Origin of the sequence: Micromonospora sp. NPDC047134 (assembly GCF_040643455.1) — a bacterium.
Classification (GTDB): Bacteria; Actinomycetota; Actinomycetes; order Mycobacteriales; family Micromonosporaceae; genus Micromonospora.
The window spans coordinates 1-24,547 of the sequence record NZ_JBEYUI010000002.1; the positions used below are offsets into that span (position 1 = coordinate 1).

Below are 24,547 nucleotides of genomic sequence, written 5' to 3' on the forward strand. Positions count from 1 at the left end.
GGACACCCTCGAACAACTCCCGCCGCCACGAATCCAACAAGATCCGGCCCAGCTCCCTGTCACCGGCACCGGTAGCCGTTACTCTGCTCATCGAGAACCCTGCCCATTGATGATCTTTGTGTGAGAACTCAGATCATGGACAGGGTCCTCCCCATTCCGCTAGACCTCGACCACCACAAATCCCCCCGATGGTCAAAACACGAGGAGAACGCCCGCCGGTGACGGCGGGCGTTCTTCGTAGGTACGGGATCAGCGCCGCCGGAAGCGGCGGTGGGCCGGGGCGGGCGCCAGTTCGGCGGCCAGTTCGGCTTCCAGTTCCTTGTCCAGCGCGGCGGTGAGTTCGTCCTCGCTGCTCAGGGCGGCGGCGCGGGGCTGAAGCGGCCGGGCGGTCAGGCCGGTGGGCCGGGTGGCCGGTGGCTCCTCTTCCTCCAGCTCGGTGATGGATTCGGCGAGTTCGGCCACCGGATCCATCTCGGCCATGGTGTCCCACTCGTCGCGCGGCAGGCCCTGCCAGGCCTGCTTCGGCTCGGCGGGCGCGGACTGGAACACGAAGGTGCGGTACGACCAGAAGCGGAACAGGGTTGCCAACACCACGCCCCCGGTCTTGGCGACATTCAGCGCCAGCAGGCTCGTCATGCCCAGCCCGTACTTGGCGGCGGCCAGGACCCCGAGTTCGATCAGCAGGCCCACCCCGTTGAAAAGGAAGAAGAGGGCGTATTCCCGCTGCATGGCCGATTTGGGGCGATCTCGGTACGTCCAGTGCCGATTCATCAGATACGACGTGATGGTCGCCACCACTGTGGCGACCACTGTCGCTTTCAGTTGGCCATCGACGAAAACGGTGAGTGCCAGGGCGTTGAACACCGCGTAATTGATTGCGGTGTTGACGCCACCGACCAGGCCGAATTTGAGCGCCTCATGGATGAACTTCTGCCAGCGCTCAGGCAGCAGACGGACAAGAGGCATGCGTAACACCTTAGGGCAGTGGGCTGGGGCCGGCAGGCTCCGGCCGGACGGGTGGGCGGCAGGTCACGCCCCGCGGTCCCGGTTCACTTCCGTGACGACAGGGGTTCCCGGATCCACGAAGACGAACCGTCGGTAGGACCAGAATCGGAACAGGGTCCCCAGGCCGGTGCCCACCACGAAGCTGGCGATGTTGTCGGCCAGCCGGGTCTGGAAGACCTCCGGCCAGATGCTGCCCAGGCCGTACCGGCTGATGGCCAGGCAGGCCACCGCGATGCCCAACCCCACGGCGTTGAAGAAGAAGAACAGGGCGTACTCGCGCGCCGGGTGGGAGCGCTTGCGGTGCCGCCAGGTCCAGAAGCGGTTGCCCAGGAAGGCGAAGGTGGCCGCGATCACCGTGGCGATCGTCTTCGCCGTGATCTGCTCCACACCGGCGGGGCCGATCAGGTAGTTGAACAGGGCGAAGTCGATGACAAAGGCCACACCGCCGACCGTGGCGAACTTGCTCATCTCACGCACGAGGTGACCAAAACGGTCGCGCAGGGAGTGGATCAGACCCGTGCGGGTCTGCCGGGGGCCTGGCTCCCCGGTCATCGTGGCGGCCACCGTGCGAGCGTACCGGTTCGTGACCCTATAGCGGCGGATCGACCGCTTGCGGTGTCCGTCGGCGCGGCGGTGGACTCGGACATCAACGGAGCGTAACCGGGTCTGAGCGATCCGGAGTTGAATTCCACTACCTCCCAGCGGGTGACAAAGCGCCGCCGTCGGGTAGAGCGGATAGAGGCCCGCCGCAAGATTTGCGTGAAACTGCGCGCGAAAGCGGGTAAAGGGCCGTGAAGCGGCAGCGTGCCCGCGCCTTGTGCAGTTCTTCACAACCAGTCCCACTGACTGGGGAGGTCCCTCGGTTTACGCTGAGCCCAATCCCAGGTTTCCACGAAGGCGACGCACAACGCGCGCCAAGACTCGTGCATCCCATAGACAGGTCAGCGTCGACCACAAGGAGATGTGTCATGGTTGCTCCGGCCACTGTTCGGGGTATCGATCAGGCCCCGACGTCCCACCCCAAACTGCTCGCCTGGGTCCGTGAGGTCGCTGAGCTGACCACCCCTGACCAGGTGGTCTGGGTGGACGGGTCCGATCAGGAGTGGCGCCGCCTCACCGATGAACTGGTCGAGGCCGGTACCCTCATCCGGCTCAATCCCGAGAAGAAACCCAACTCGTTCTACGCTCGGACCGACCCGACGGATGTCGCCCGCGTCGAGGAGCGGACATTCATCTGCTCGGTGGACGAAGCGGACGCCGGCCCCACCAACAACTGGATGGCGCCGGCCGAGATGAAGCGGACGATGACGGATCTGTACCGCGGTTCGATGCGCGGTCGGACGATGTACGTCATCCCGTTCGTGATGGGTCCGGTCGAGGCCGAGAAGCCCATGTTCGGTGTGGAAATCACCGACAGTCCATATGTCGTCGCCTCGATGCGGATCATGACCCGGATGGGTGCGAAGATCCTCGAGGCGATGGGCGACGACGCGGATTTCGTGCAGGCCCTGCACTCGATCGGCGCCCCGCTGGCGCCGGGCCAGCAGGACGTGGCCTGGCCCTGCAACGAGACCAAGTACATCTCGCACTTCCCGGAGACCCGGGAGATCTGGTCCTTCGGCTCCGGCTACGGCGGTAACTCGCTGCTCGGCAAGAAGTGCTACTCGCTGCGGATCGCCAGCGTGATGGGCCGCGACGAGGGCTGGCTCGCCGAGCATATGCTGATCCTCAAGATCACCTCGCCGGAGGGCAAGGTCTACCACATCGCCGGGGCCTTCCCCTCGGCCTGCGGCAAGACCAACCTGGCCATGCTGGAGCCGACCATCCCGGGCTGGAAGGTCGAGACCATCGGCGACGACATCGCCTGGATGCGGTTCGGCCCGGACGGCCGGCTGTACGCGGTCAACCCGGAGTACGGCCTGTTCGGCGTGGCACCCGGCACGGACTGGAAGACCAACGCCAACGCCATGCGGACCCTGGACAAGGGCAACTCCATCTTCACCAACGTTGCCCTGACCGACGACGGCGACATCTGGTGGGAGGGGATGGGTGAGCCGCCGGCGCACCTGATCGACTGGAAGGGCAACGACTGGACCCCGGAGAGCGACAGCCTCTCCTCGCACGCCAACAGCCGGTTCTGCACCCCGATCACCCAGTGCCCGATCCTGGCCGAGGACTACTACGACCCCAACGGGGTGCCGATCGACGCGATCCTGTTCGGTGGCCGGCGGCGGGACACCGTACCGCTGGTGACCGAGGCCCGGGACTGGGTGCACGGTGTCTACATGGGCGCCACCCTGTCCTCGGAGACCACCGCCGCCGCCTCCGGTGCGGTCGGTGTGGTCCGTCGCGACCCGATGGCCATGCTGCCGTTCATCGGCTACCACGGCGGTGACTACTTCCGGCACTGGATCGAGATGGGCAAGGGCGCCGACGGCGACGAGTCGAAGCTGCCCAAGGTCTACTACGTCAACTGGTTCCGCAAGGACCCCGAGGGCAGCTTCCTGTGGCCCGGATTCGGGGAGAACTCCCGGGTCCTGAAGTGGATCATCGAGCGGCTCGAGGGTCGGGCGGAGGCCGTCGAGACCCCGATCGGCATGGTCCCGACCCTGGACTCCCTCGACGTCGAGGGCCTGGACATGACTCCGGAGGATGTCCGGATCGCGCTCAAGGTCGACCCGGACGAGTGGCGCAACGAGCTGCCGTTGGTCACCGAGTGGTTCGAGAAGTTCGGTGACAAGCTGCCCGGGGTCCTCTGGGCGGAGTTGGACGCCCTGCGGGCCCGACTCGACGCGGAGCAGCCGCGCGGGGTGTGATCCAGGCGGGATTCGAGGCATCATCGGATCCCATGAGGACGGCCGCCGAGACCGAGGTCCGGCGGCCGTCCGCCGTCCGGGCCATGACCGTGCTGCTAGTCATGACCGCCCTGGCCACCGTCGTGGTCGAGGTGCTCAACTGGTGGTACGCCCCGGAGCAGGGCTTCGGGCTGGCGGTGCGTACCGGTTGGGCGATGCTGCGGTCGTTCGGCTTCCTGCTGCTGATCGGTCACGTCCGACGAGGGCGTACGGTGGCCCGCCCGCTGGGCCTGATCCTCGCCATCACCACGGTCTTCGCGGTGGGTCGCCTGATCGTGCCCCGGCACGGCGTGCCGCCGCTGCCCGGCCTGCTCGGCTTCGCCCTGCTCACCCTGCTGTGCGCCATGGTGGTCTGGATGCTGTACCGCTCCCCGGCCATCGCGGAGCATCTGGTGCGGCACCGGCCCCGCCTGGTCATCGACCGGTCCGGCATCTCCTGGCGGGAGACCCCACCCCGCAGGCCGGAGGCCAACGCCTGGCTGCTGACCAGCCGGGTGGCCGCCTTCACCTACAGCCCGCTGATGCTCGTACCGGCCCTGGTGGCCGGGGCGGCGATCCTGGACGGGCGGCCCTTCGCGCTGCCCGCGGTGCTGTTCTGGCTGGCGGCCGGGATCGCCACCAGCTATCTGGTGCTGTTCTGCACGGCGTTCCTGATGCGCGGCAGCCGGTGGGCGGGCACCCTGCTGGTGGTGATCACCCTGGCCGTCCTGGCCGTGGACCTACCGCTGTGCTGGTGGTTACTCGGTGTGGATGGTCTGATCCGCGACGGCACCCCACTGGTCGCCGCGGCGGGGCTGGCCCTGTACGGGGTACGCCGGGCAGCCACCGCCACACCCTCGTCCTGACCTGGGGGGATTCGACCGCCCTTTGCCGCCTGTGCGCGGTATCGGCCACCGGCCCGCCCACCGGCGCGAGGGCTCGCTACTCTGCAAGTGATGACTCTGCGGAAACTTCTCTACTCCGTCTACGAGCGGCGGCTGACGGCCAAGCTCGCGGGCCGTCCGGTGCCCCGTCATGTGGGCGTGATGTGCGACGGTAACCGCAGGTGGGCCCGGGAGATGGGCTTCCTGGACCCGAACGACGGGCACCGCAAGGGTGCCGAGCGGATCAAGGAGTTGCTGCGGTGGTGTGACGCGGCCGGCGTCGGGCACGTGACCCTCTGGCTGCTCTCCACCGACAACCTCTCCCGTCCGGCGGCGGAACTGAATCCGCTGCTTCAGATCATCGAGGATCTGACCACCGAGCTGGCCGAGGCGGGCAACCCCTGGCGGCTGCGGATGGTGGGCGCCCTGGACGTGCTGCCGGCACACCACGCCGAGGCGCTCAAGGCCGCCGAGGAGCGGACCCGGGAGCGCAGTGGCGGTGCCCAGGTCAACATCGCGGTCGGGTACGGCGGACGCCGGGAGATCGCCGACGCGGTCCGTTCGCTGCTGCTGGAGCATGCGGCCAACGGCGGCACCCTGGAGGACCTGGCCGGCTCGCTCGATGTCGACGACATCTCGGAGCACCTCTACACCCGTGGTCTGCCCGATCCGGATCTGATCATCCGTACCAGTGGGGAGCAGCGGCTGTCCGGCTTCATGCTGTGGCAGTCGGCGCACTCGGAGTTCTACTTCTGCGAACTCAACTGGCCGGACTTCCGGCGGGTCGACTTCCTCCGCGCACTGCGCTCGTACGCCACCCGCCAGCGGCGTTTCGGGGCCTGACCGCCGGGGTCCTCCGGCGTCAGGTCAGGTGGTGGGTGGCCTCGGTGAGGAAGTCACCCAGGGCGGCCGGGGAGTCGATGGTCAGGTCGGCGGCCTCGGCGACCTCGGCACCGGTCTCCGGGTTGGCCACGGCGACGCAGACCCCCAGGAAGTCGGCGTCCGCGGCGGCGCGGGCCCGCAACGCGGCGAAGGCCTTGATGTCGGAGACGTCGTCGCCGAAGTACCAGGCGCCACCGGCATCCTGCACCAGTTCGCCGATGACCATGCCTTTGTCCCGGTCGACCGGGGGCTTGATCTCCAGCACCATCCGCCCGCCCTGCACCCGCAGCCCCAGCCGCTCGGCCTGGGCCCTACCCCACTGCTCGACCGTCTCCGCCAGCGCAGGCGCGGTACGCCAGTGCAGGGCCACCGACAGCCGCTTGTACTCCACCAGGGCCTGGGCGGGAAGTTCGGCTCGGGCCCGCTCGGCCAGTTCGCTCATGGTGGGCACGAACGGCAGGGCGGCCGGCTCGGTGACGATCTCGCCGCCGGAGTGGCTGTGCTCCAACCCGTACAGGCCGTAGAGGTCCACGCCGGGCAGCCCGTCGAAGTGCTCCCGCAGGAACTCGACCGGCCGGGCGGAGACGATCGCGATCCGCCGCACCACCGGGGCCAGCGCCTCGAGAGCGGCCAGCACCTTCGGCGCCGGCAGCACCTTCGTGGGGTCGTCGGCGACCGGCGCGAGGGTGCCGTCGAAGTCGAAGAAGAGAACTGTCTCGGCTGCCCGATCGGCGGTGGCCCGCCAGGCCTGGTCGGCATTCAACGGGATCTTCGGCTGCTGGTCGCCCAGATTCAACGGTGGCACGCGCGACAGCGTACCCCGGGTTTCGGCGATGAATCCTGGCCCGAGTGAGCTCGTTCGGCCCTTGCGCTCAGCGTTCGGCGGCTCCTCGTCCTCGGCGTCCGAAGGGCACCACGGCCGCCTCCTGACCGTGACTGAGCAGGTAGCCCTCCACGAATCCGGCGTTGCGGTCGCCGGTCTGCGCCTCGATCTCCCGCAGCCGCTCGACCAGGAATTCGGTGAGCGCGGTGACCCGGTTGTTGAGCCGCTCGTGCAGCTCGGCCAGCACGGCCAGGACGATCGCGGTGCTCGCCGCGGCGAGCGCGAAGAGGTTGACGAGCAGGGGAAGCTGCCCGCCGTTGAGGGCCAGGGTCACTGCGTTACCGGTGACGCAGAGCGTTACCGAGATCGTCGCGACCACGACTGCCGACCATTTCAGGGTCATGAAAGACCCTCCTTCTGTCCCGCAGGGCTGGGTTCGGCCTTGTCCCGTCCCCCCGCCGACGACGAGCCCAAGCAGTACAGATACGGACGCTAGCGTGCCCGTTCCCGCCCCGTAGCGAAACGAATGAGCCTGACCTGCTGTTCTTTCGCCATCTGAGGAACTAGCTGGCCGCTTCTTCCCGTTTTCGCCCGGCAGGCGGCAGAGTTGGACGGTATGCGAGGTAACGGATGGTTTCTCGGATGTGGAACTTCTCCGCGTCCGACACCTCGGGGTCGACCAGGCGGCGCAGCAGGGCCTCGACGTCCGGATCCATCGGCGGGGGTGTCGGGTCGGCCCGGTGCCGGGAGGTGGTGCGGTCCCAGCCGAGGGCCGCGAAGGCCGCCGCCGGGTCGAGGCCAAGGCCGTCACAGAACGCCACCACCCGCTCGGCCTCCGGGTCACTGGCCCAGTCGCCGCGTACCCAGCGGTTGATGGTCTGTCGGGAAACCCCGGTACGCCGGGAGACCTCGGTGCCGCTCCACGCCCGGGTGGCGCGCGCCTCCTCCAGGGCCCGACGGACGAAGGTGGCGAAGGCGATCTTCCGGGCGTTGGCGGTCTCGGTCACCTCGCGACCGTACGACCGTTGAGTCTGGGTGGGGGGCCGCGGCGCGCCCCTGTCACGCTTACGTGACGCTGGTGGTGGGTGGTCGTACGGCGGCCAATCACTGCTCCTGAGGGGTCTCACCTGGGCAGGATAGATGTACGTAGGTGCCGGGGCAAACATGCGAAAAGCTGATACTGTCACGCCCATGGGACAACCTACGGTGTGTCACGTGCATGAGACGAAGGGTGCTCGCCTGCGTCACGCGCCCGTTGCGTGGGAGGTGTGGTGACCGAACTCGCGACCCGTGCCCAGGCCTTCGGTCTGGTCGCGGAGGGTGTCGCCGCGGGGCTGAGCGCACCCTGGCGGCTCTACCTGGCCCGGGGATGCCGCTACCTCTCGCTCAGCGTCGGTGACCGGGCCGAGTGGGACGCCTGGCGGACCCACCTCGGCTGCCCGGAGCTCAGCGTCCGGGTCTACGAGGCCGGTGGGGAGATCCGGCGGTCGTCGGTGGCCGAGGTCGTGATGGACGGCTGCCGGATCACCGTCGAGCTGGTGGAGGAGGTCGGTACGGACGACCTGGACCGGCTGCTGGTGATCGACCCGACGACTGTCGAGCCGGAGGAACGATGAACAACGTGCGAGGTACCGGAGCCGCCGGATGAGTCCTTTCCTCGCGATCTTCCTGGTGGTCGTGCTCGCCGCGACGAGCTACGCCGCCGGGCGACTGCACGGGCAGCTCAGCTACCGGATCGGTTACCGCTTCGGCTACCGCCAGGGCTACTTCGACGGTGACCGTGGGGCCTGGAACCGGCGGCGCCGGGACGCCCAGGCCGCGATCGCCACCGCCCTGGCGGTCACCGGGCCGGGCAACACCCGGGCACCCGCCGCGGTGGCTCGCCCGGGCACCACGTACACCGGATCGTCGTTCACGACGCCGACCGCCTCGGTCAACGGGCGGCACCCGACCGGCGCCCTGGTACGACGAACCGGCTGAGACCGGTCGACGGGCCTGCGGGACCGTCCAGGACCGCGGGGTACCGCCCTGCTGGGGCGGGTACCGCGGGGGATCACGTCAGACCGGGACGGTGGTCCCACCGGCCGGGGTGCGCGCAGGGGGCATGCATCCCGGCCGGTGCACCGCTCGTCGTGGGGGCCAGCGGATCGACCCCCTGAATCATGCTCTAGCCGGGACGGGTGCGGGCAGCTAGCGTCTAGGCATGGCGCGGGACTGTCCCGAGCCAGCCGGCCCGCCCGGCCTGCGACCTCGCGCACGGGGCCCGCATCCGACCCCGTGTCCGTCGGGCACCGGAGGAGGCGGACCGCGGGTGGCCGGGTGCCCATCCGCCGGAGCAGGCCTGTGACCACTCGCCGTACAACCGCCGGTGCCGACCAGGGCTCGGACGCGACTGCCACGACCCGCCGTACCGCCCGGAGCCGCCGTGGCGCGGCTGCCGGATCGGCCGACACCAGGGAGCCTCGACCAGCGGGACAGTCCTTTGTGCTGGACACCTCCGTCCTGCTCAGCGACCCGGCGGCGTTCCACCGCTTCGCCGAGCACGAGGTGGTCCTGCCCCTGGTGGTGATCTCCGAACTGGAGGGCAAGCGACACCATCCCGAGCTGGGCTGGTTCGCCCGCAAATCGCTGCGCATGTTGGACGAGTTGCGCATCCGGCACGGGCGGCTGGATCTGCCGGTGCCCGCCAACGACGAGGGTGGCACCCTGCGGGTGGAGCTCAACCACACCGACGACGGGGTACTGCCGCCGGGCTTCCGCAACGAGTCCAACGACGCCCGGATCCTCTCCGTAGCCCTGAATCTCGCCGCCGAGGGGCGGGAGGTGACCCTGGTCAGCAAGGACATGCCGCTGCGGGTCAAGGCCGCCTCGGTCGGGCTGCGGGCCGACGAGTACCGGCACGGCCAGGCCAGCGACCCGACCTGGACGGGGATGGCCGAGCTGGATCTGGCCGAGGAGGACATCGGACGGCTCTACGCCGGAGAGGCCATCGATGTGGACGCCGCGGCCGGCCTGCCCTGCCACACCGGCCTGGTGCTGCACTCCACCCGGGGGTCCGCCCTCGGTCGGGTGCTGCCGGACAAGACCGTCCGGTTGGTACGTGGCGACCGGGAGGCGTTCGGGGTGCACGGCCGCTCCGCCGAGCAGCGGATCGCCCTGGATCTGCTGCTCGACGAGTCGATCGGCATCGTCTCGCTGGGCGGCCGGGCCGGTACCGGAAAGTCGGCCCTGGCGCTCTGCGCCGGGCTGGAGGCGGTGATGGAGCGCCGCCGGCACAAGAAGGTCATCGTCTTCCGCCCGCTGTACGCCGTCGGCGGCCAGGAACTCGGCTACCTGCCCGGTTCGGAGTCGGAGAAGATGTCGCCCTGGGCCCAGGCGGTCTTCGACACCCTGGGTGCGGTGGTGCACGAGAACGTGCTGGAGGAGGTCACCTCGCGGGGTCTGCTGGAGGTGCTGCCGCTGACCCACATCCGCGGGCGCAGCCTGCACGACGCCTTCGTCATCGTCGACGAGGCCCAGTCACTGGAGCGGGGGGTCCTGCTGACGGTGCTCTCCCGGATCGGCCAGGGGTCCCGGGTGGTCCTGACCCACGACGTCGCCCAGCGGGACAACCTCCGGGTCGGCCGGCACGACGGAGTGACCGCGGTGATCGAGGCCCTCAAGGGGCATCAACTCTTCGCGCATGTCACCCTCAGCCGTTCGGAGCGGTCCCCGATCGCCGCCATGGTGACCGATCTGCTGGAGGACATCCCGCAATGATGACCTTTTAGGGCGTGTTTACCTGCATTTTGCAAGTGACCCACGTCACAATACAGTCTGGGCGTTTCCCAACCGCCTCACTGTGCGCGATCGTGTCCCACGGCGCTCACGTACCGCTGGAAGCGTTGGTGGCCATTCGTCACCTCCCCTGAGGGAGACGGATGATCACCGGGTGTAGGAGGTGCGGCCACGGTGACCGGGAAGCCGGTCACGGGCGCTCGCGGTGTGCTTCGGCCGGTGGGCTGGGTCACCCCGTGTCCCTGACCCCGACGAAGGGATCACCACGTGAGTCGGCTGTGGAGCCGGTTCGCCGCTCGTGGCGTCGCTGTCGTGCTGCTCTCCGGGGGCATCGCCGGCGGCTTCTACCTCAGCGATGACCGCCAGACGCCGCGCCCGGATCCGGGCGCGCAGGTGGCCGGCAGTGTCACCGAGATCGACGTCGACTACCGGCAGGAGCAGCAGGTCTCCCGCCAGCTACGGGCGGTGCGTCAGCAGGCCGCCGAGACCAGGAAGCAGGCCCGCGCGGCCGCCGAGAAGGCCCGCAAGGCCGAGGAGGCGGCACGCAAGAAGGCTGCTGCGGAGAAGGCCGCCAAGGAGGCTGCCGCCGCTCGGGCCCGGGCCCTGAAGCCGTACGACGGACCGGTCCCGGCCTCCTGCAAGGAGTACAGCGGGCACCGGAAGACCGGCTGCGCCCTGATGATCGACGCTGGTTTTAAGATCGACCAGTTCCCCTGCCTGGACAGGCTCTGGAACAAGGAGAGCGGCTGGAACCCCCGGGCCCACAACAGCAGCTCCGGCGCCCACGGCATCCCGCAGGCCATGCCGGGCAGCAAGATGGCCACGGTCGGCGCGGACTGGGAGACCAACCCGGTCACCCAGATCAAGTGGGGCCTCGGCTACATCAAGGGCCGCCACGGTACGCCGTGCAACGCCTGGAACCACTCGCAGAACCGCGGCTGGTACTGACCGCTTGACCGCCGGGTCGGCGGGAACGAAGGGGTGTCTCCCTGGTTCCCGCCGACCCCGTGCTGTCCGTGCCGACCGTATGCCGAGGGGCGGTGCCCTGGGGCGAAGAGTGGCGGCTGCCGGAGTTTGCTGATAGCTGTTGACAGGTGACCCTGCACCCTGTCAACGGCGACCCGCACCGGTTCGGCACGGAAGCCTTCTATGCGTCCATCGGCCGGGCCTTCGTCGCGATGTGCGCCGTGGTGCCGGTGCTCTTCCTCATCGAGGGCCTGGACACCTGGCTCGGTGCCGGCTTCGACGCCGCCGCAGGCATCATCCCGCAACGCATCGAGGGACTCGACGGGGTCTTCTTCTCACCCTTCCTGCACCACGGCTTCGAACACCTCTACAGCAACAGCATCCCGCTGATCCTGCTCGGCACCTTCGTGCTGGCCGCCGGCGCCCGGCGGTTCCTCTGGTCCACCCTGGTGATCGTCCTGGCCAGCGGGTTGGGTGTCTGGTTCACCGGGTCGCCCAACACGATCGTCGTCGGGGCCAGCGGGGTCATCTTCGGCTACCTGGGCATCCTGCTGACCCGGGGCATCTTCGAGCGCAGCTGGTGGAACTTCGCCGTCTTCCTGCTGGTCGGCCTGCTCTACGGCGGTCAACTGGCGCTCGTCCTGCCGACGGACGAACGGATCTCCTGGCAGGGGCACCTGTTCGGACTGCTGGGCGGCATCGTGGCGGCGATCATCTTCCGCCGTCGACGTACGGAGTACGACGACCCGTACGGCTCCCAGTCGCCGATGACCATGCCCTGAGCCGTACCCTCACCGCGGCCTTCGGCGTCCGGTCAGGGCGTGGAGCCGACCGCCCAGGGTGGCGACCGCGACGGCGACCAGGGTCAGCAGGGCCCCCAGGAAGGTCCGCGGGCCGGGCTGCGAGGCGGCCGTGGGCAGCACCACGTCCAGCAGCACCGCACCGATGACCTGGCCGGCGATGGTGGCCAGCCCGAGCACGAGTACGCCGATGAGCCGCACCACCGCGGCGGCGACCGCGATGAACGACACCCCGACCAGCCCGCCCAGGTAGAGCCAGGGCTCGGTCGGCAGGCTGCCCGAGGGTACGCCGCGTACCCCTAGGCTGACGGCGAAGGCGACGAGCAGGACGCTGGTCCCGACGGCGAAGTTCACTCCGGTGGCGGTCAGCGTGCTGCCGCTGGCCACCCGGACCCAACCGTTCACCGCCTGCTGCCAGGCCACCCCGATCCCGGCGATCAGCGGCAGCGCGATCAGCCCGAGGGTCTCCGGTTCCAGCCCTCGACCGCCGACGGCCAGCAGCACCGCGACCACGGTCAGGACCGCACCGGCCAGCCGGGTGCCGGTCACCGGCTGCCGTCCACCCGGGCCGATGCCCGCCCGGTCGACCGCCAGGCTGCTGCCGGACTGCCCGGCTACCACCGCCACCGTGAAAGCGGCCACCCCCAGGGTGCCGACCGTGGCCCCCTGGGTGAACACCAGCAGGGCTCCACAGGCCCCGCCCAGGCACTGCCAGGGGCGCAGGGCACCCGAGGCCAGGGCGTCCCGCAGGGCAGCCAGCCCGCGACGCCCACTGCGGGTGGCCGGCAGCAGCACCATCAGCAGCAGCAGGCCGACCCCGAAGGAGATCACGGCCGCGGCCAGGCCGTCGCCGAGGCGTACGCCCAGTTCGCCGTTGATCCGCGACTGGACGGCCACCGCCATTCCGGCCACCGCCGCCAGGGCCACCGCGCCGACCCGGCGCCCCACGGAGGGCGACGTCCGGGGCTGGCTCACTCCCTGGCCCCCGTGGGGGTTCGTCTGTCGTACCCGCTCACGCCTGCTCGGCCAACGGCCGGCCGTCGAAGTCCACCGCCGAGTAGAGCGCCAGCTTCTCCAACCGGTGGTACGAGTCGATCACCCGGATGGTGCCGCTCTTGGACCGCATGACGATCGACTGGGTGTACGCCCCACCGGCCCGGTACCGCACCCCCCGCAGCAGGTCACCGGAGGTGACCCCGGTGGCCACGAAGAAGCAGTTGTCGCCGGTGACCAGGTCGTCCGTGGTCAGCACCCGGTCCAGGTCGTGCCCGGCGGCCAGCGCCTTCTCCCGCTCGGCCTCATCCTGCGGCCAGAGCTTGGCCTGCATCATCCCGCCCATGCACTTCAGGGCGCAGGCCGCGGTGATCCCCTCGGGGGTGCCGCCGATGCCCATCAGCACGTCGACGTCGGACTCCCCGCGGGCGGCGGCGATGGCACCGGCGATGTCGCCGTCGGAGATGAAGCGGATGCCGGCACCGGCCCGGCGGATGTCGTCGACCAGGCCGTCGTGGCGGGGCCGGTCGAGCACACAGACCGTCACCTCGGAGACGCTGGTGCCCTTGACCTTGGCGATCCGGCGCAGGTTCTCGGCGACACCGGCGTTGATGTCGACGACGTCCGCGTAGGCCGGTCCCACGGCGAGCTTCTCCATGTAGAAGACCGCACTGGGGTCGAACATCGCACCCCGCTCGGCGACCGCCAGCACCGCCAGGGCGTTCGGCATCCCCTTGCTCATCAGGGTCGTACCGTCGATCGGGTCGACGGCGACGTCCACCTCCGGGCCGCTGCCGTCACCGACCTCTTCCCCGTTGAAGAGCATCGGGGCGTTGTCCTTCTCGCCCTCGCCGATCACCACGATCCCGCGCATGGGGATCGAGTTGATCAGCTTGCGCATGGCGTCGACGGCGGCGCCGTCGCCGCCCTCCTTGTCGCCCCGTCCCACCCACCGGCCGGCAGCCATCGCTGCCGCCTCGGTGACCCGGACCAGGTCGAGAGCGAGGTTGCGGTCGAGATTCTGTGGGGTACGCGTCCTGGTGGTCGTCATCTGAACGGCTCCTCCTCGCGGCGGTGCGGGGTTGACCGGGCCGACAGTGGGCAGCTGCCGGCGGTGTCCCTGATCCTCACACGATGGCGGACGCGGAGCGGGGGCGGGGCGGTGATGGGCCGGATACCGCCGGTCGGGCGGCTGCCAGAATGGTCGGGTGGAATCTGCACTGCCTGCCGACCGCGAACCCGCAGACCAGCCGCCGGGCGATGCCCGGCCGACCGCCGAGCGGCGGGGCGGCCCGGGCGGACCTGACCGGCCTCCGGGCCCCTCGGCGGCGCCCGGGAAGCCGGCCTCCACCCGCTCGCCCCGCGACATGGCCATCTCCCTGCTGGTGCTGCTGATCCCGATTGCCCTGCTGCTCGCCTTCTACCGGGGTTTTCTCGGCGGCGACCAGCCGACTCCGATCGATCCGGTGCCGGCCTTCGAGCAGGCGCAATCCGCCGGGGAGTTCCCGGTGAGCGTGCCCTCCGGGCTGAGCAAGGAATGGCAACCCATCCGGGCCTCCTACCGCGCGGTAGAGGGGGGTTCCACCCTGCGGGTGGGATATGTCACCCCGGAAGGACGTGGCGTCCAGTTGGTGCAGAGCAACGTGCCGCCGGAGCGACTGCTGCCCACCGAACTCACCGACGCGGGACAACCGCAGGGGCAGACCGATCTCGGTGATGGCACCTGGCAGCGGTACACCGCGCGGGGCAACGAGCAGGCCCTGGTGCTGCTTCAGCCGGACCGCACCGTGATCGTGATCGGCGATGCCCGGGACAACGAACTGCGGGAGATGGCCAGCGCCGTGGACTGATTTACGGGCCGCGAGATGTCGGTCCGATCCGTTACGCTTCCGGCGTTCGTTTCTCGGGTGGTGTGAACCGTCCGGCTTTCCCAGTTTGAGAAGAGATTTTCTGTGAAGATTCGACGCTGGAGCGTGGGCGTTCTCGCCGCCACCTTGCTGGTTCCCGGCGTAGCCGCCTGCAATTCCGACGCCACCGACTCGTCCAGCGGGTCGGGCACGGCGGCCTCCATCCCGAAGGACCCGAAGACGGCCCTGGTCGCCTCCACCAAGGAGTTGAACGAGGGGAACTTCACCTTCACGATCGACTCGGAGTCGATCAAGGGAGGCGGCAGCGTCCACAAGCCGAGCAACAGCGCGCAGTTCTCCATGAAGGCCGGCGACGAGACCTTCACCATGGAGATGGAGATCATCAAGATCGACGCCGACAGCTACGTGAAGATGGACCTGGGTGAGCTGTTCGCCAGCCTCCCGGGGGCGGAAGACATGAAGGGCAAGTACCAGCACGTCGACGCCACCAAGGCCGGCGACGCCAAGAGCCTCGACATCTTCAAGGACGGCACCGACCCGGCCAACTCCGCCGAGATGTTCAAGGGTCTGGGTGAGGTCCAGGAGACCGGCCCGGGCACCTACAGCGGCAAGATCGACATCACCGCTGCCAAGGACTCCGTGGCCGCGGACGAGGACATGCTCAAGGCCCTGGGTGACCAGGCCAAGGAGATCCCCTTCACCGCGAAGGTCGACGACCAGGGCAGACTGACCGAGCTGGTGCTCTCCGTGCCGGCCGCCGGCGAGCTCAAGGCGCAGGAGATCACGGTCAAGTACGCCGACTACGGTGCGGCCAGCCCGGCCAAGAAGCCGGCGGATGACGAGATCGTCGAGGCCAACGAGCAGCTCCTGGAGATGTTCAGCTAGGTCGACAGGTGTCACCCGGACGGGGGAGCGGGCATGATCCGCTTCCCCGTTCGGCGTCTGTGGGGTGGGTGGCGGGCCGGGATCCCGGGAGTCGGTGCCGGAGTAGGTGATTGCCCGACCGGCCGGCAGGGAACAGAGAAGACAGCCTCCGGCGCGCGAGATGCGTCGGGCGACCCTGCTGGGAGACACCGATGACCGTTCGACGACTGAGCGCCGGCCTGATGGCCGCCGCGTTGCTTACGCCCGGAGTCGCCGCCTGCACCACCACCGGTGACGGCACCGCCGGGACCACCGCCACGCCGTCGGCCACCACGACCGCCAGTGGTGCGGCCGGCGACGCCGACGCCAAGCAGGCCTTGCTGGACTCCACCCGGGAGATCAGCAACGGCAACTTCCGGTTCCGGATGTCCGGTGCCGGTTCCACCGCCGAGGGGCAGGTCCACCAGCCCAGCCAGAGCGCCCAGATGAAGGTGAGCATCGGCGAGCCGACCGATGACCTGGCGATGACCCTCGACCTCATCCACGCCAAGCCGGACAGCTGGGTCAAGCTGGATCTTCAGGGCTCGGCGGCGTCCAGCGTCCCCGGGCGGGACAAGCTCAGCCTCGGCAAGTACCAGCACCTGGACCAGAGCCGCATCCAGGGCAACCGCAACCTGGGCTTCGACTTCGACAAGGTCGACCCCGCCGGCAGTGCGGTGCTCACCCAGGCCATCACGGAGGTACGCCGTACCGGCGACGGTGCGTACGCCGGCACCATCGACCTGTCCAAGGCGGCCGAGGCCGGCTCGCTGGACCAGAGCATGATCACGGCCCTCGGCGCGCAGGCGAACTCCGTGCCCTTCACCGCCACCACGGACACCCAGGGTCGGCTCACCGAGATGGTCCTGCAGATCCCCGGGGTTCAGGCGGGGGCGGCGACCCAGGAGATCCGGGTGACCTACAGCGACTACGGCAACGCGACCGCAGCCCAGAAGCCCCCGGCCGACCAGGTCGTCGAGGCGCCGCCGGAGCTGTACAACCTCTTCGACTGAGCACCACCGATCGCGCGGCCCGGGTTCACCACCTGGCGTCGCGCGATCACTCTTTGCGCTCCACTGGCTGACCGCGATCACGCGGCTGGGGTCTTGTCGGCTGGCGCGGCGCGGGGTGGTCAGCCGGCTGGGTCTGTCGCCGCGCGATCGCTCGGCCGCGTTCTTACCGGTTGGCTTGGCGTGGGGCGGTCAGCCGGCGGCGTTCTGTCGGCTGGCCTCGATGCGGGCGCGGGCCCCGTCCAGCCAGCGCTGACAGATCACCGCGAGTGCCTCACCCCGCTCCCAGAGGGCCAGGGACTCCTCCAGGGAGGTCCCGCCGGCCTCCAGCCGATCCACCACCGAGGCGAGTTCGGCCCGGGCCTGTTCGTAGCTGAGCCGTTCGTCGGGCCCGCTCGTCTGCTCGTCAGTCATCGCATCCATCTCAACACAACCCTCCGACACCTCCCGCCACCGCACCGCGGGTTGCGGTGGTCAGGTGGTCACGGTGGCGGCCAGTTCGCCCTCGGCCAGGCGTACCCGCAGGGGGTCACCGGGGCCGACCTGGTCGGCCGCGCGGACGACATGGCCGTCGGACCGCTGCACGATGGCGTACCCCCGATCGAGGGTGGCGGCGGGGGAGAGGGCCCGCAGCCGGGCCAGGGTGTGCCGCAGGTCGTCGTCGGCGGCGGCCAGGCGGTGGCCCAGGTTGCGTTCGGCCCGCTGGCGCAGGGCGGCCAGGTCGGCGGCCCGTTGGTCGACCATCACCTGAGGGCGGGCCAGCACCGGCCGGGAGCGCAGGGCCTCGATCCGGTGGCTCTCCCGATCCAGGAGGTGGTGCACCGCCCGGTGCAGCCGGTGCCGTGCCTGGTTGATCAGGCGGATCTCCTCGGCCAGGTCCGGCACCACCCGCTTGGCGGCGTCGGTCGGGGTCGAGGCGCGTACGTCGGCGACGTAGTCGACGAGCGGGGCGTCCGTCTCGTGGCCGATCGCGCTGACCACCGGGGTACGGCAGGCGAACACGGCCCGGCACAACGCCTCGTCGGAGAAGGGCAGCAGATCCTCGATGCCACCGCCACCCCGGGCCAGGATGATCACGTCGACGCTCGGGTCGCTGTCCAGCACCTTCAGGGCGTCGATGATCTGGGTGACGGCACCGGGGCCCTGTACGGCGACGTTCACGGTGCGGAACTCCACGGCCGGCCAGCGGCGGCGGGTGTTGGTGAGCACGTCCCGTTCGGCGGCGCTGGCCCGACCGGTGATCAGCCCGATGCGTTGCGGCAGGAAGGGGAGCCGTCGCTTGCGGGCCCGGTCGAACAGCCCTTCGGCGGCCAGCAGCTTCTTGAGTTTCTCCAGCCGGGCCAGCAGCTCACCCAGGCCGACCTGGCGGATCTCGTCGGCCCGCAGGCTTAGGGTGCCCCGGGCGGCGTAGAACTCCGGCTTGGCGTGCACCACGATCCGGGCACCCTCACGCAGCTCGGGAGCGCCGGAGTCGAGCACGTCCCGGTTGGTGGTGACGGTGAGGCTCAGCTCCGCCGAGGGATCACGCAGGGTCAGAAAAACCGTGCTGGCTCCCGGCCGCCGGCTGATCTGCGCCACCTGCCCGTCGACCCACACCCAGCCCAGCCGAGCCACCCAGGCGCCGATCTTCTGACTGACCACCCGCACCGGCCACGGCTCCTCCGAGCTGCTGGCCCCCGAGCTGCCGGCCCCCGTCCCCCCACCCACCCCATCACCCACCCCCCCACCCTAACCCCCACCCACCCCACCCCATCGAGCCCCGTTGATCATGAGGTTGGCGGCAGCGTGGAGATCGAAAACTGCCGCCAACCTCATGATCAACAGCTGCAGGCGGTGGGGGAGTGGGGGCGGGCGTAGGATGGGGGGGTGACTGAGGCTGGCATCGGGAAGCGCGTGCTCTTGGCCAAGCCCCGCGGTTACTGCGCGGGCGTCGACCGGGCGGTGCAGACCGTCGAGGAGGCCCTCAAGCTCTACGGTGCGCCGATCTACGTGCGTAAGCAGATCGTGCACAACAAGCATGTGGTGCGGACGCTGGAAGCCAAGGGCGCGATCTTCGTGGAGGAGAACGAGGAGGTTCCCGAGGGCGCCACGGTGATCTTCTCCGCCCACGGGGTGGCACCCGAGGTCTACGAGCAGGCCAAGCAGCGCTCCCTCAAGGCGATCGACGCGACCTGCCCGCTGGTGACCAAGGTGCACCAGGAGGCGAAGCGGTTCGCCGCCGAGGACTACGACATCCTGCTCATCGGTCACGAGGGCCACGAGGAGGTCATCGGCACGGCCGGCGAGGCCCCGGAGCACATCCAGCTGGTGGACGGCCCGGAGGACGCCGACCGGATCACCGTGCGTGACCCGAACAAGGTCGTCTGGTTGTCCCAGACCACCCTGTCGGTGGACGAGACCATGGAGACGGTGGCCCGGCTGAAGAAGCGGCTGCCGATGCTCCAGTCGCCGCCCAGCGACGACATCTGCTATGCCACCAGTAACCGTCAGTACGTGGTCAAGGAGATCGCGGCCGAGTGCGACGTGGTGATCGTGGTCGGCTCGCGTAACTCCTCGAACTCCGTACGCCTGGTGGAGGTGGCCCTGGACGCGGGCGCCCGGGCCGGGCACCTGGTCGACTTCGCCCACGAGATCGACGACGCCTGGCTGGTCGGCGCCCAGACGGTGGGCCTGACCTCGGGAGCCAGCGTCCCGGACGAGTTGGTCCAGGAGGTGCTGACCCATCTCGCCGCGCGCGGCTACACCGACGTGGAGGAGGTGGTGACCGCCAACGAGCGACTCACCTTCTCCCTGCCGCAGGAACTCAAGCGCGACATGAAGGCCGCTGCGGCGGCCCGCGGCTGAGCGGCCCACCCGAGAAGATGGAACGGATCACCCGGCTACCACGTCAAAGGCTGGCATGAGGACCCTTCGGATCGCCGCCACGGCGTTGATCGTCTGCACCGCGCTCGTCGCCTGCGCCGGCCAGGGCGCCGGGGACGGCACCGCCACCCCGACGGGAGCGCCAACCGTGACCGAGCTGCCCACCCCGGACCCGACCGAGCCTCCGGCGGCCGACCCGACGGACACGACCGGCCCGCTGGGCCGACCCGGCAAACGCCCGGGCGGCCCGCCGCAGCCGACTTCCACCGGTGAGATGACCCTGACCGGTCAGATCGAGTCCGGGGTCGAGCCCGGATGCCTGCTGCTCGACGGCTACCTGCTGCTCGGCGGCCCGCGCGAGGTGCTGACCGCAGGCGCCGCCGTGACGGTCACCGGGCGACCCGAACCGGGCCTGATGACCACCTGCCAGCAGGGCACCCCCTTCAAGGTCGCCTCCGCCAAGCGCGCCTGAGGTAGCCCCGCCGGGGGCGCGAGAATCCTGTCCGGACGGCAGGATGCATCGATGCGTCTACGATCGTTGCTCCTGCCGTCGGCAGGGCTCCTGTTCGCCGTACACCTGGCGGGTGTGCTCACCTCCGCGCCGATCCTGCGTCACGCCGAGGTCCTCGCGGTGGCCCTGATCCTGGCGTACGCGCTGGTAGTCGGTCTGCCGTCGCCGCGCTGGGTGGTGCCGGCCGGGCTCGTCGTGGTGGCCGTCGACGCCTGGTCGACGATGCCGGTCGATCCTGCCGCCGCCGGCTACCGGTGGCACCTCCTCGAGCCCGGTCCGCCTCCGGAGTTCACCGAGGGGCTGTGGACCGGGCTTGAACTGACCTGGGCGGCACTGGTCTTCGTGCTGCTGCTGGCCCTCGTGAACCGGCGGGCAACCGCCGGGGGACGGCCGCGAACCGACTCCCCGGCGAGTGGACGGCTGGTGATCGGGCTGTTGCTGGCCGGCGGGCCGGTGCTGGGGTACGCGGTGTTCCGGGTGGTCGAGGTGCGCCGCAACACGATGGAGGTCGAGCTGGCGGACCAGCACGACGGGCAGCCCGGCACTGAGGTGCTCGCCGCCGCGGTGCTCGCGCCCCTGGCGCTCGCCCTGGCCGCCCTCCTGCTGGCTGCGCTACTGCTGGGTCAGGGTCGGCGGCGGGCCACCGGTGGTGCGGTCCTGCTGGTGGTGGCAGCGCTGTTCCACATCGATGCGGCGCTGGCCCCGTACACACTGCTGCCGTTGTCCCCGACCCGGGGGACTGTGTTCACCGGCGTCATGGTCAGCCCGATCCTGGTCATGGCACCGGCCCTGGCCGTCGCCGCCGAACTGACCGGATACCTGCTGCTGGTGGCGGGACTGCGCCCCGACCGGCCGGATCGGCGCCGGGCGAAGGGTGATCAGCCGAGGCCGGCGATCGGCTAGGCCAGGAGCGAAAGTCCGCAGCCAGAGACATGCCTGAACGGGCGGGAGCCCGCCTCCGGTGGATCCGGAGGCGGGCTCCCTGGGTGGTGCGGTGGTGCTGGGTCAGTTCACCGAGCCGATGTTGACCGAGCCGCGGCCGACGACCGCGCCTTCGCTGGTCACCACGGACAGCTCACCGGAGAGGGTCCGGCCCGCGGGCGGGGCGGACTGGGCGGTCACCGTACCGGTCAGGGTGCCGGTGGCGCCGTGCGCCAGGGTGAGGCTGTTGCTGGACGCCGTCAGGGTGCCCAGCGCCGGGGAGGAGTACGAGTCCCGGTAGTCGTACGCGGTGCTGCCGCCCGCGCCGTCGACCGAGTACGCCTCGACGACGACCGTGTAGGTGCCGGCCGCCGGGTTGTTGAGGGTGACGAACTCCTCCGAGTCGCCGTCGGCGTTGTACGCCACCAGGGTGGCGCCCCGGTAGACGAACAGGTCGAGGTCGGCGCTGGCGTTGGAGACGTTGCCGATGCGGGCGGTGAAGCTGGTGGCCCCCGCCGGAACCTCGACGGTGAACTCCTGCACGGCGAGCTCCACGATGGTCGGGCGCTCGGTGTGGGTGCTGGACAGCGCACCACCCTGACCGGTCACCGTGACCGGGCCGAAGGTGTTCTTCAGCGACCAGGTCACCGGGGTCGGGGTGCCGGTGGTGACCGAGGGCAGCTCGACCACGGCCGGCTCGACCGCTACGCCCTGCACCCGGGCCTGGATCTGGTACGGGTTGTTCAGCGACGGCGAGGTACGCCGGGACTCCACCTCGATCTCCCAGATGCCCGGCATCGGGTTGGCGTAGTCACGCTCGAACGGGTTGCAGACCACCGTGCTGACGTGGTTGGTGAAGCAGGCCAGGCTGGAGGTGCTCTCCACCGGGACGCCGTACGGGTTGAACGCGATGAAGCGGGTCTGCGACGCGGTGGCGATGCCGGAGAGGTTCACCTGCAACGCACCGGCACCCGGGGGCACCGTCACGAAGTACGACGTGGTGTGGTTGCGGTCCACCGAGCCCTGCGCCGAGTAGGCGAAGTTGGGCTCGACGACGTCGTTCGAGGCCACCACGACGGCGGAGAACTCGAAGTCGATCGTGTTGGTGGCCTTGTCGTCCACGGTGACGATGGTGCTGTGCGCACCGGCCGTCTTCGGCTTGGCGGTGACCGTGATGGTGACGGTCTGGTTCAGCGGCAGGGTGACGTTCTTCGGCGCCGAGAAGGTGCCGTTGTTGCCACGCAGGCCGATGGAGTGCTTGATGTTGCCGGCCGGGCCGCTGGTCCGGGTCAGCTTCACCTGGTACGACTTCGACTGGTTGATCTTTTGTCCACCGTTGGCCGAGTCGCAGCGGTTGTAGATGCCGGTGCCCTGGTTCGGGGTGGCCAGCTGGCTGGACAGCGGGGTGCAGACCGGGGCGTCAGCGGTGTACGAGCGGGTCTGGACGCCCTTGCGGAGCAGCTTCCAGGCGCCCGGTACGTCGAACATGCCGTAGCCCTGAGCGTAGGTGGGGGTGTCGGCGATCGGCTTGGCCGAGGTGTAGATCGCCCGACGCAGCGCCTCCGGGGTGACCCCCAGGTGGTTGGCCTTGGCGGCCGAGAGCAGCAGGGCGGCGGCACCGGCGGCCTGCGGGGAGGCCATCGACGTACCGTTGAACATGGCGTAGCCCGGCGGCAGCGCGTAGCCGGCCTCGGCGACCGGGCTGCCGGCCTGCCAGACCGGGGTGGTGGAGATGGCCGAACCCGGCGCGGCGATGTTCGGCTTGGCGCCGCCGTCCTCACGCGGACCCCGCGAGGAGAAGTTGAACAGGGCGTTCTTCTTCTTGACCACGGAGCCGTAGTTGGCCAGCCAGGTGTCCTTGCTGACGCTGGCGGCCACACTGACCACGTTGCTCGACGCCGAGGGGTCGCCGATGGTGTTCACACCCGGACCGGAGTTACCGGCCGAGATGAACATCTGCACCCCGTACGTGGTGATCAGGTTGTTGTAGAGGGTGGCGCGGGCGTTGTTGCCGTCGTTGAGCGCCGGCAGGCCACCGATCGACATGTTGATGACGTCGACCCCACGGTTGATCACCAGGTCGGCCATGCCGGTGGTGAGGGCGGCGTAGGTGCAGCCACCACCCCAGGAGCAGGCACGGGAGGAAACGATCTTGGCGCCGGGGGCGGCACCGTTGAACGCGCTGTTGCCCATCATGCTGTTGGCGGCGGTGATGCCGGCGACGTGGGTGCCGTGCGCGCTCTCGATGATGCCGATGTTGACGTAGTCGACCAGACCCGGGCCGCCGACCGGAGTGGTGTCGACGTTCTTGCGGTACTCGACCACGAACGACATCCGCTCCTTGACCGGAGTCGCCGGGTCGTCCGTGCCGAAGTAGCCGACGTCGAACTTCTCCTTGTACGGCCGCATCAGGGCCTCGTCGGTGAAGTCGCCGTCCTGGTCGGTGTCGACCCAGACGTTGTTGGTGGCCGGGTCGTACAGGACACCCCACTGGTCGGTGCGGTCGCCGTCGCGGTTGACGTCACCGGCCGGCTCACTGTTGTTCGTGATCGACTCACTGAACAGGTTGAACCGGTAGGTGCCCGCCGGTGCGGTCCAGGTGCGGCCGGCGAGGGTGAAGGACGGGCCGGTCACCTGGTTGAGCATCGGGCGCCAGCTGGCGTCCTCCAGGGGATCGGTGGCGGTGACCCAGTCGACGATCTTCCGCTCGCCGGTGGTGGTCCGCTGGAGCGCCGGGTGCTCCAGGTCCACACCGGAGTCCATGACGCCGATGGTGACGCCCCGGCCGTCCCACTTCTTGTTGGACTTGACGAACTTGACCGCACCGGTCTCGCCCGTCGGCATGTAGGGGTTGTCGGCGGGGGTGTTGGCGCCCGGGCCGCTGAGGGTGTCGCCCTGCTTGTCGCCCTTCTTGCCGCCCTGGACGACCTCCGGCTTGGGGTCGGGCAGCTGGATCTTCTCGTCCAGGTCGACGGCCGAGACGCCGGGCAGGGTGGCGGCCTTGACCGCCTTGCTGGTCGGCACCTTGGCCAGCACGTAACCGATGGTGTCGAAACGCTGGGTGACCGCAGCACCCAGGTCCTTGAGGTCGTCGGCGACCTCCTTGGCCTTGCCCTTGTCGGTGGCCACGATCATCGTGACGTTGGGGGCCTTCTTGGCCTCTGCTTCGGCGAGCAGCTTGGCGTCGTGCTCGCCCAGGGCCTCGGCGGGGGTGACCTGGGCCGGGTCGGTTCCGGCAGGAGCGGCGCTCGCGGTGGCGGTACCGCCCACCACGGACACGGCACCCGCCGCCATGACCGAGGCGAAGAGCGCGGCGGAAGTACGCCGGCTCAGGTTTCGGGGTCTGCTCACGTTCTCTTTCCTCCAGAGAACTCAGGCGCCCTCAGATGCAGGGCACGCGTGAGCGAAATCCTTCGTGGTGCCGACCGTCAATGTCACTACCGACAGGTACGTTGTGACCATCTCGTGATACGTGGGACGCCCAATGTCACATCGAAGGTGATAAGAA

At 69.6% G+C, this 24,547-nt stretch carries 24 protein-coding genes; 14 read left to right on the top strand and 10 right to left on the bottom strand.

Annotated elements, in window-relative coordinates; genetic code table 11:
* Positions 1–249: 249 nt before the first annotated feature.
* On the bottom strand, positions 250–966 hold the full coding sequence (locus ABZ795_RS02890) for a GtrA family protein (RefSeq protein WP_357528341.1): 717 nt from the start codon (positions 964–966) through the stop codon (positions 250–252).
* Between the two features lie 63 nt (positions 967–1,029).
* The gene (locus ABZ795_RS02895; RefSeq protein ID WP_357528987.1) at positions 1,030–1,557 is read right to left on the bottom strand and encodes a GtrA family protein; all 528 of its coding nucleotides are present in this window, start codon (positions 1,555–1,557) and stop codon (positions 1,030–1,032) included.
* Positions 1,558–1,973: 416 nt separating this feature from the next.
* On the opposite strand from ABZ795_RS02895, the gene ABZ795_RS02900 reads away from it, so the two are divergent.
* The 3 genes from ABZ795_RS02900 (at position 1,974) to ABZ795_RS02910 (ending at position 5,566) form a co-directional block, all read left to right on the top strand.
* Positions 1,974–3,821 (top strand): phosphoenolpyruvate carboxykinase (GTP), encoded by a 1,848-nt coding sequence (locus tag ABZ795_RS02900; RefSeq protein WP_357528342.1) that lies wholly within the window; start codon positions 1,974–1,976, stop codon positions 3,819–3,821.
* A gap of 32 nt (positions 3,822–3,853) precedes the next feature.
* The gene (locus ABZ795_RS02905) at positions 3,854–4,705 is read left to right on the top strand and encodes a hypothetical protein (protein WP_357528344.1); all 852 of its coding nucleotides are present in this window, start codon (positions 3,854–3,856) and stop codon (positions 4,703–4,705) included.
* Between the two features lie 90 nt (positions 4,706–4,795).
* The gene (locus ABZ795_RS02910) at positions 4,796–5,566 is read left to right on the top strand and encodes an isoprenyl transferase (protein WP_327022739.1); all 771 of its coding nucleotides are present in this window, start codon (positions 4,796–4,798) and stop codon (positions 5,564–5,566) included.
* 19 nt (positions 5,567–5,585) lie between these two features.
* Here the strand turns inward: ABZ795_RS02910 and otsB are convergent, their stop codons facing one another.
* The 3 genes from otsB to ABZ795_RS02925 all read right to left on the bottom strand — a co-directional run bounded on the left by otsB (position 5,586) and on the right by ABZ795_RS02925 (position 7,435).
* The gene (otsB, locus tag ABZ795_RS02915) at positions 5,586–6,410 is read right to left on the bottom strand and encodes a trehalose-phosphatase (protein WP_327022738.1); all 825 of its coding nucleotides are present in this window, start codon (positions 6,408–6,410) and stop codon (positions 5,586–5,588) included.
* A 67-nt stretch (positions 6,411–6,477) separates the two neighbouring features.
* Complete coding sequence (locus ABZ795_RS02920) at positions 6,478–6,831, bottom strand: hypothetical protein (protein WP_357528346.1); 354 nt, start codon at positions 6,829–6,831, stop codon at positions 6,478–6,480.
* Positions 6,832–6,991: 160 nt separating this feature from the next.
* Positions 6,992–7,435 (bottom strand): helix-turn-helix transcriptional regulator, encoded by a 444-nt coding sequence (locus ABZ795_RS02925; RefSeq protein ID WP_327022736.1) that lies wholly within the window; start codon positions 7,433–7,435, stop codon positions 6,992–6,994.
* Between the two features lie 264 nt (positions 7,436–7,699).
* On the opposite strand from ABZ795_RS02925, the gene ABZ795_RS02930 reads away from it, so the two are divergent.
* From ABZ795_RS02930 to ABZ795_RS02950, 5 genes are all read left to right on the top strand, one after another.
* Complete coding sequence (locus ABZ795_RS02930) at positions 7,700–8,044, top strand: hypothetical protein (RefSeq protein ID WP_327022735.1); 345 nt, start codon at positions 7,700–7,702, stop codon at positions 8,042–8,044.
* A gap of 28 nt (positions 8,045–8,072) precedes the next feature.
* The gene (locus ABZ795_RS02935) at positions 8,073–8,408 is read left to right on the top strand and encodes a hypothetical protein (protein WP_357528348.1); all 336 of its coding nucleotides are present in this window, start codon (positions 8,073–8,075) and stop codon (positions 8,406–8,408) included.
* Between the two features lie 363 nt (positions 8,409–8,771).
* A complete protein-coding gene (locus ABZ795_RS02940) occupies positions 8,772–10,187 on the top strand; it encodes a PhoH family protein (protein ID WP_357528350.1) in 1,416 nt (471 codons plus the stop codon).
* 285 nt (positions 10,188–10,472) lie between these two features.
* Positions 10,473–11,153 (top strand): transglycosylase SLT domain-containing protein, encoded by a 681-nt coding sequence (locus ABZ795_RS02945; RefSeq protein WP_357528352.1) that lies wholly within the window; start codon positions 10,473–10,475, stop codon positions 11,151–11,153.
* A 146-nt stretch (positions 11,154–11,299) separates the two neighbouring features.
* Positions 11,300–11,953: a rhomboid family intramembrane serine protease gene (locus tag ABZ795_RS02950; RefSeq protein WP_327022731.1), complete on the top strand. Its 654-nt coding sequence runs from the start codon at positions 11,300–11,302 to the stop codon at positions 11,951–11,953.
* A gap of 9 nt (positions 11,954–11,962) precedes the next feature.
* On the opposite strand, the gene ABZ795_RS02955 is transcribed toward ABZ795_RS02950, so the two are convergent.
* Both ABZ795_RS02955 and glpX read right to left on the bottom strand, forming a co-directional pair.
* Complete coding sequence (locus tag ABZ795_RS02955) at positions 11,963–12,919, bottom strand: DMT family transporter (protein WP_357528989.1); 957 nt, start codon at positions 12,917–12,919, stop codon at positions 11,963–11,965.
* 64 nt (positions 12,920–12,983) lie between these two features.
* Positions 12,984–14,015: a class II fructose-bisphosphatase gene (gene glpX / locus ABZ795_RS02960; RefSeq protein WP_327022730.1), complete on the bottom strand. Its 1,032-nt coding sequence runs from the start codon at positions 14,013–14,015 to the stop codon at positions 12,984–12,986.
* A 157-nt stretch (positions 14,016–14,172) separates the two neighbouring features.
* Here glpX and ABZ795_RS02965 point away from each other — a divergent pair, with 157 nt between their 5' ends.
* The 3 genes from ABZ795_RS02965 to ABZ795_RS02975 all read left to right on the top strand — a co-directional run bounded on the left by ABZ795_RS02965 (position 14,173) and on the right by ABZ795_RS02975 (position 16,748).
* On the top strand, positions 14,173–14,814 hold the full coding sequence (locus ABZ795_RS02965; protein WP_327022729.1) for a DUF4245 domain-containing protein: 642 nt from the start codon (positions 14,173–14,175) through the stop codon (positions 14,812–14,814).
* Positions 14,815–14,916: 102 nt separating this feature from the next.
* Positions 14,917–15,717: a hypothetical protein gene (locus ABZ795_RS02970; protein WP_357528355.1), complete on the top strand. Its 801-nt coding sequence runs from the start codon at positions 14,917–14,919 to the stop codon at positions 15,715–15,717.
* A gap of 191 nt (positions 15,718–15,908) precedes the next feature.
* Positions 15,909–16,748, top strand: coding sequence for a hypothetical protein (locus ABZ795_RS02975; RefSeq protein WP_357528357.1), 840 nt, complete (start codon positions 15,909–15,911; stop codon positions 16,746–16,748).
* A gap of 189 nt (positions 16,749–16,937) precedes the next feature.
* Here the strand turns inward: ABZ795_RS02975 and ABZ795_RS02980 are convergent, their stop codons facing one another.
* Both ABZ795_RS02980 and xseA read right to left on the bottom strand, forming a co-directional pair.
* Positions 16,938–17,159 (bottom strand): exodeoxyribonuclease VII small subunit, encoded by a 222-nt coding sequence (locus ABZ795_RS02980; protein WP_327022726.1) that lies wholly within the window; start codon positions 17,157–17,159, stop codon positions 16,938–16,940.
* 60 nt (positions 17,160–17,219) lie between these two features.
* Positions 17,220–18,452: an exodeoxyribonuclease VII large subunit gene (xseA, locus tag ABZ795_RS02985; RefSeq protein WP_357528360.1), complete on the bottom strand. Its 1,233-nt coding sequence runs from the start codon at positions 18,450–18,452 to the stop codon at positions 17,220–17,222.
* A 159-nt stretch (positions 18,453–18,611) separates the two neighbouring features.
* Between xseA and ABZ795_RS02990 the strand changes: the two genes are divergently transcribed.
* The 3 genes from ABZ795_RS02990 to ABZ795_RS03000 are packed head-to-tail and all read left to right on the top strand — an operon-like array spanning position 18,612 to position 21,021.
* Complete coding sequence (locus ABZ795_RS02990) at positions 18,612–19,589, top strand: 4-hydroxy-3-methylbut-2-enyl diphosphate reductase (RefSeq protein WP_357528362.1); 978 nt, start codon at positions 18,612–18,614, stop codon at positions 19,587–19,589.
* Positions 19,590–19,644: 55 nt separating this feature from the next.
* Positions 19,645–20,079, top strand: coding sequence for a hypothetical protein (locus ABZ795_RS02995; protein WP_357528364.1), 435 nt, complete (start codon positions 19,645–19,647; stop codon positions 20,077–20,079).
* Positions 20,080–20,130: 51 nt separating this feature from the next.
* Positions 20,131–21,021 (top strand): hypothetical protein, encoded by an 891-nt coding sequence (locus ABZ795_RS03000; protein ID WP_357528366.1) that lies wholly within the window; start codon positions 20,131–20,133, stop codon positions 21,019–21,021.
* A gap of 102 nt (positions 21,022–21,123) precedes the next feature.
* Here the strand turns inward: ABZ795_RS03000 and ABZ795_RS03005 are convergent, their stop codons facing one another.
* On the bottom strand, positions 21,124–24,390 hold the full coding sequence (locus ABZ795_RS03005; protein WP_357528368.1) for a S8 family serine peptidase: 3,267 nt from the start codon (positions 24,388–24,390) through the stop codon (positions 21,124–21,126).
* Positions 24,391–24,547: the final 157 nt, after the last annotated feature.

Excerpts from the sequence above, each read along its gene's own strand:
- ABZ795_RS02920 (WP_357528346.1), bottom strand. The coding sequence starts at position 6,831 with ATGACCCTGAAATGGTCGGCAGTCGTGGTCGCGACGATCTCGGTAACG.
- ABZ795_RS02995 (WP_357528364.1), top strand. The coding sequence starts at position 19,645 with ATGAGGACCCTTCGGATCGCCGCCACGGCGTTGATCGTCTGCACCGCG.
- ABZ795_RS03000 (WP_357528366.1), top strand. The coding sequence starts at position 20,131 with ATGCGTCTACGATCGTTGCTCCTGCCGTCGGCAGGGCTCCTGTTCGCC.
- ABZ795_RS02975 (WP_357528357.1), top strand. The coding sequence starts at position 15,909 with ATGACCGTTCGACGACTGAGCGCCGGCCTGATGGCCGCCGCGTTGCTT.
- ABZ795_RS02910 (WP_327022739.1), top strand. The coding sequence starts at position 4,796 with ATGACTCTGCGGAAACTTCTCTACTCCGTCTACGAGCGGCGGCTGACG.
- ABZ795_RS02895 (WP_357528987.1), bottom strand. The coding sequence starts at position 1,557 with ATGACCGGGGAGCCAGGCCCCCGGCAGACCCGCACGGGTCTGATCCAC.
- ABZ795_RS02900 (WP_357528342.1), top strand. The coding sequence starts at position 1,974 with ATGGTTGCTCCGGCCACTGTTCGGGGTATCGATCAGGCCCCGACGTCC.
- ABZ795_RS02935 (WP_357528348.1), top strand. The coding sequence starts at position 8,073 with ATGAGTCCTTTCCTCGCGATCTTCCTGGTGGTCGTGCTCGCCGCGACG.
- ABZ795_RS02890 (WP_357528341.1), bottom strand. The coding sequence starts at position 966 with ATGCCTCTTGTCCGTCTGCTGCCTGAGCGCTGGCAGAAGTTCATCCAT.
- glpX (WP_327022730.1), bottom strand. The coding sequence starts at position 14,015 with ATGACGACCACCAGGACGCGTACCCCACAGAATCTCGACCGCAACCTC.
- ABZ795_RS02905 (WP_357528344.1), top strand. The coding sequence starts at position 3,854 with ATGAGGACGGCCGCCGAGACCGAGGTCCGGCGGCCGTCCGCCGTCCGG.
- ABZ795_RS02980 (WP_327022726.1), bottom strand. The coding sequence starts at position 17,159 with ATGACTGACGAGCAGACGAGCGGGCCCGACGAACGGCTCAGCTACGAA.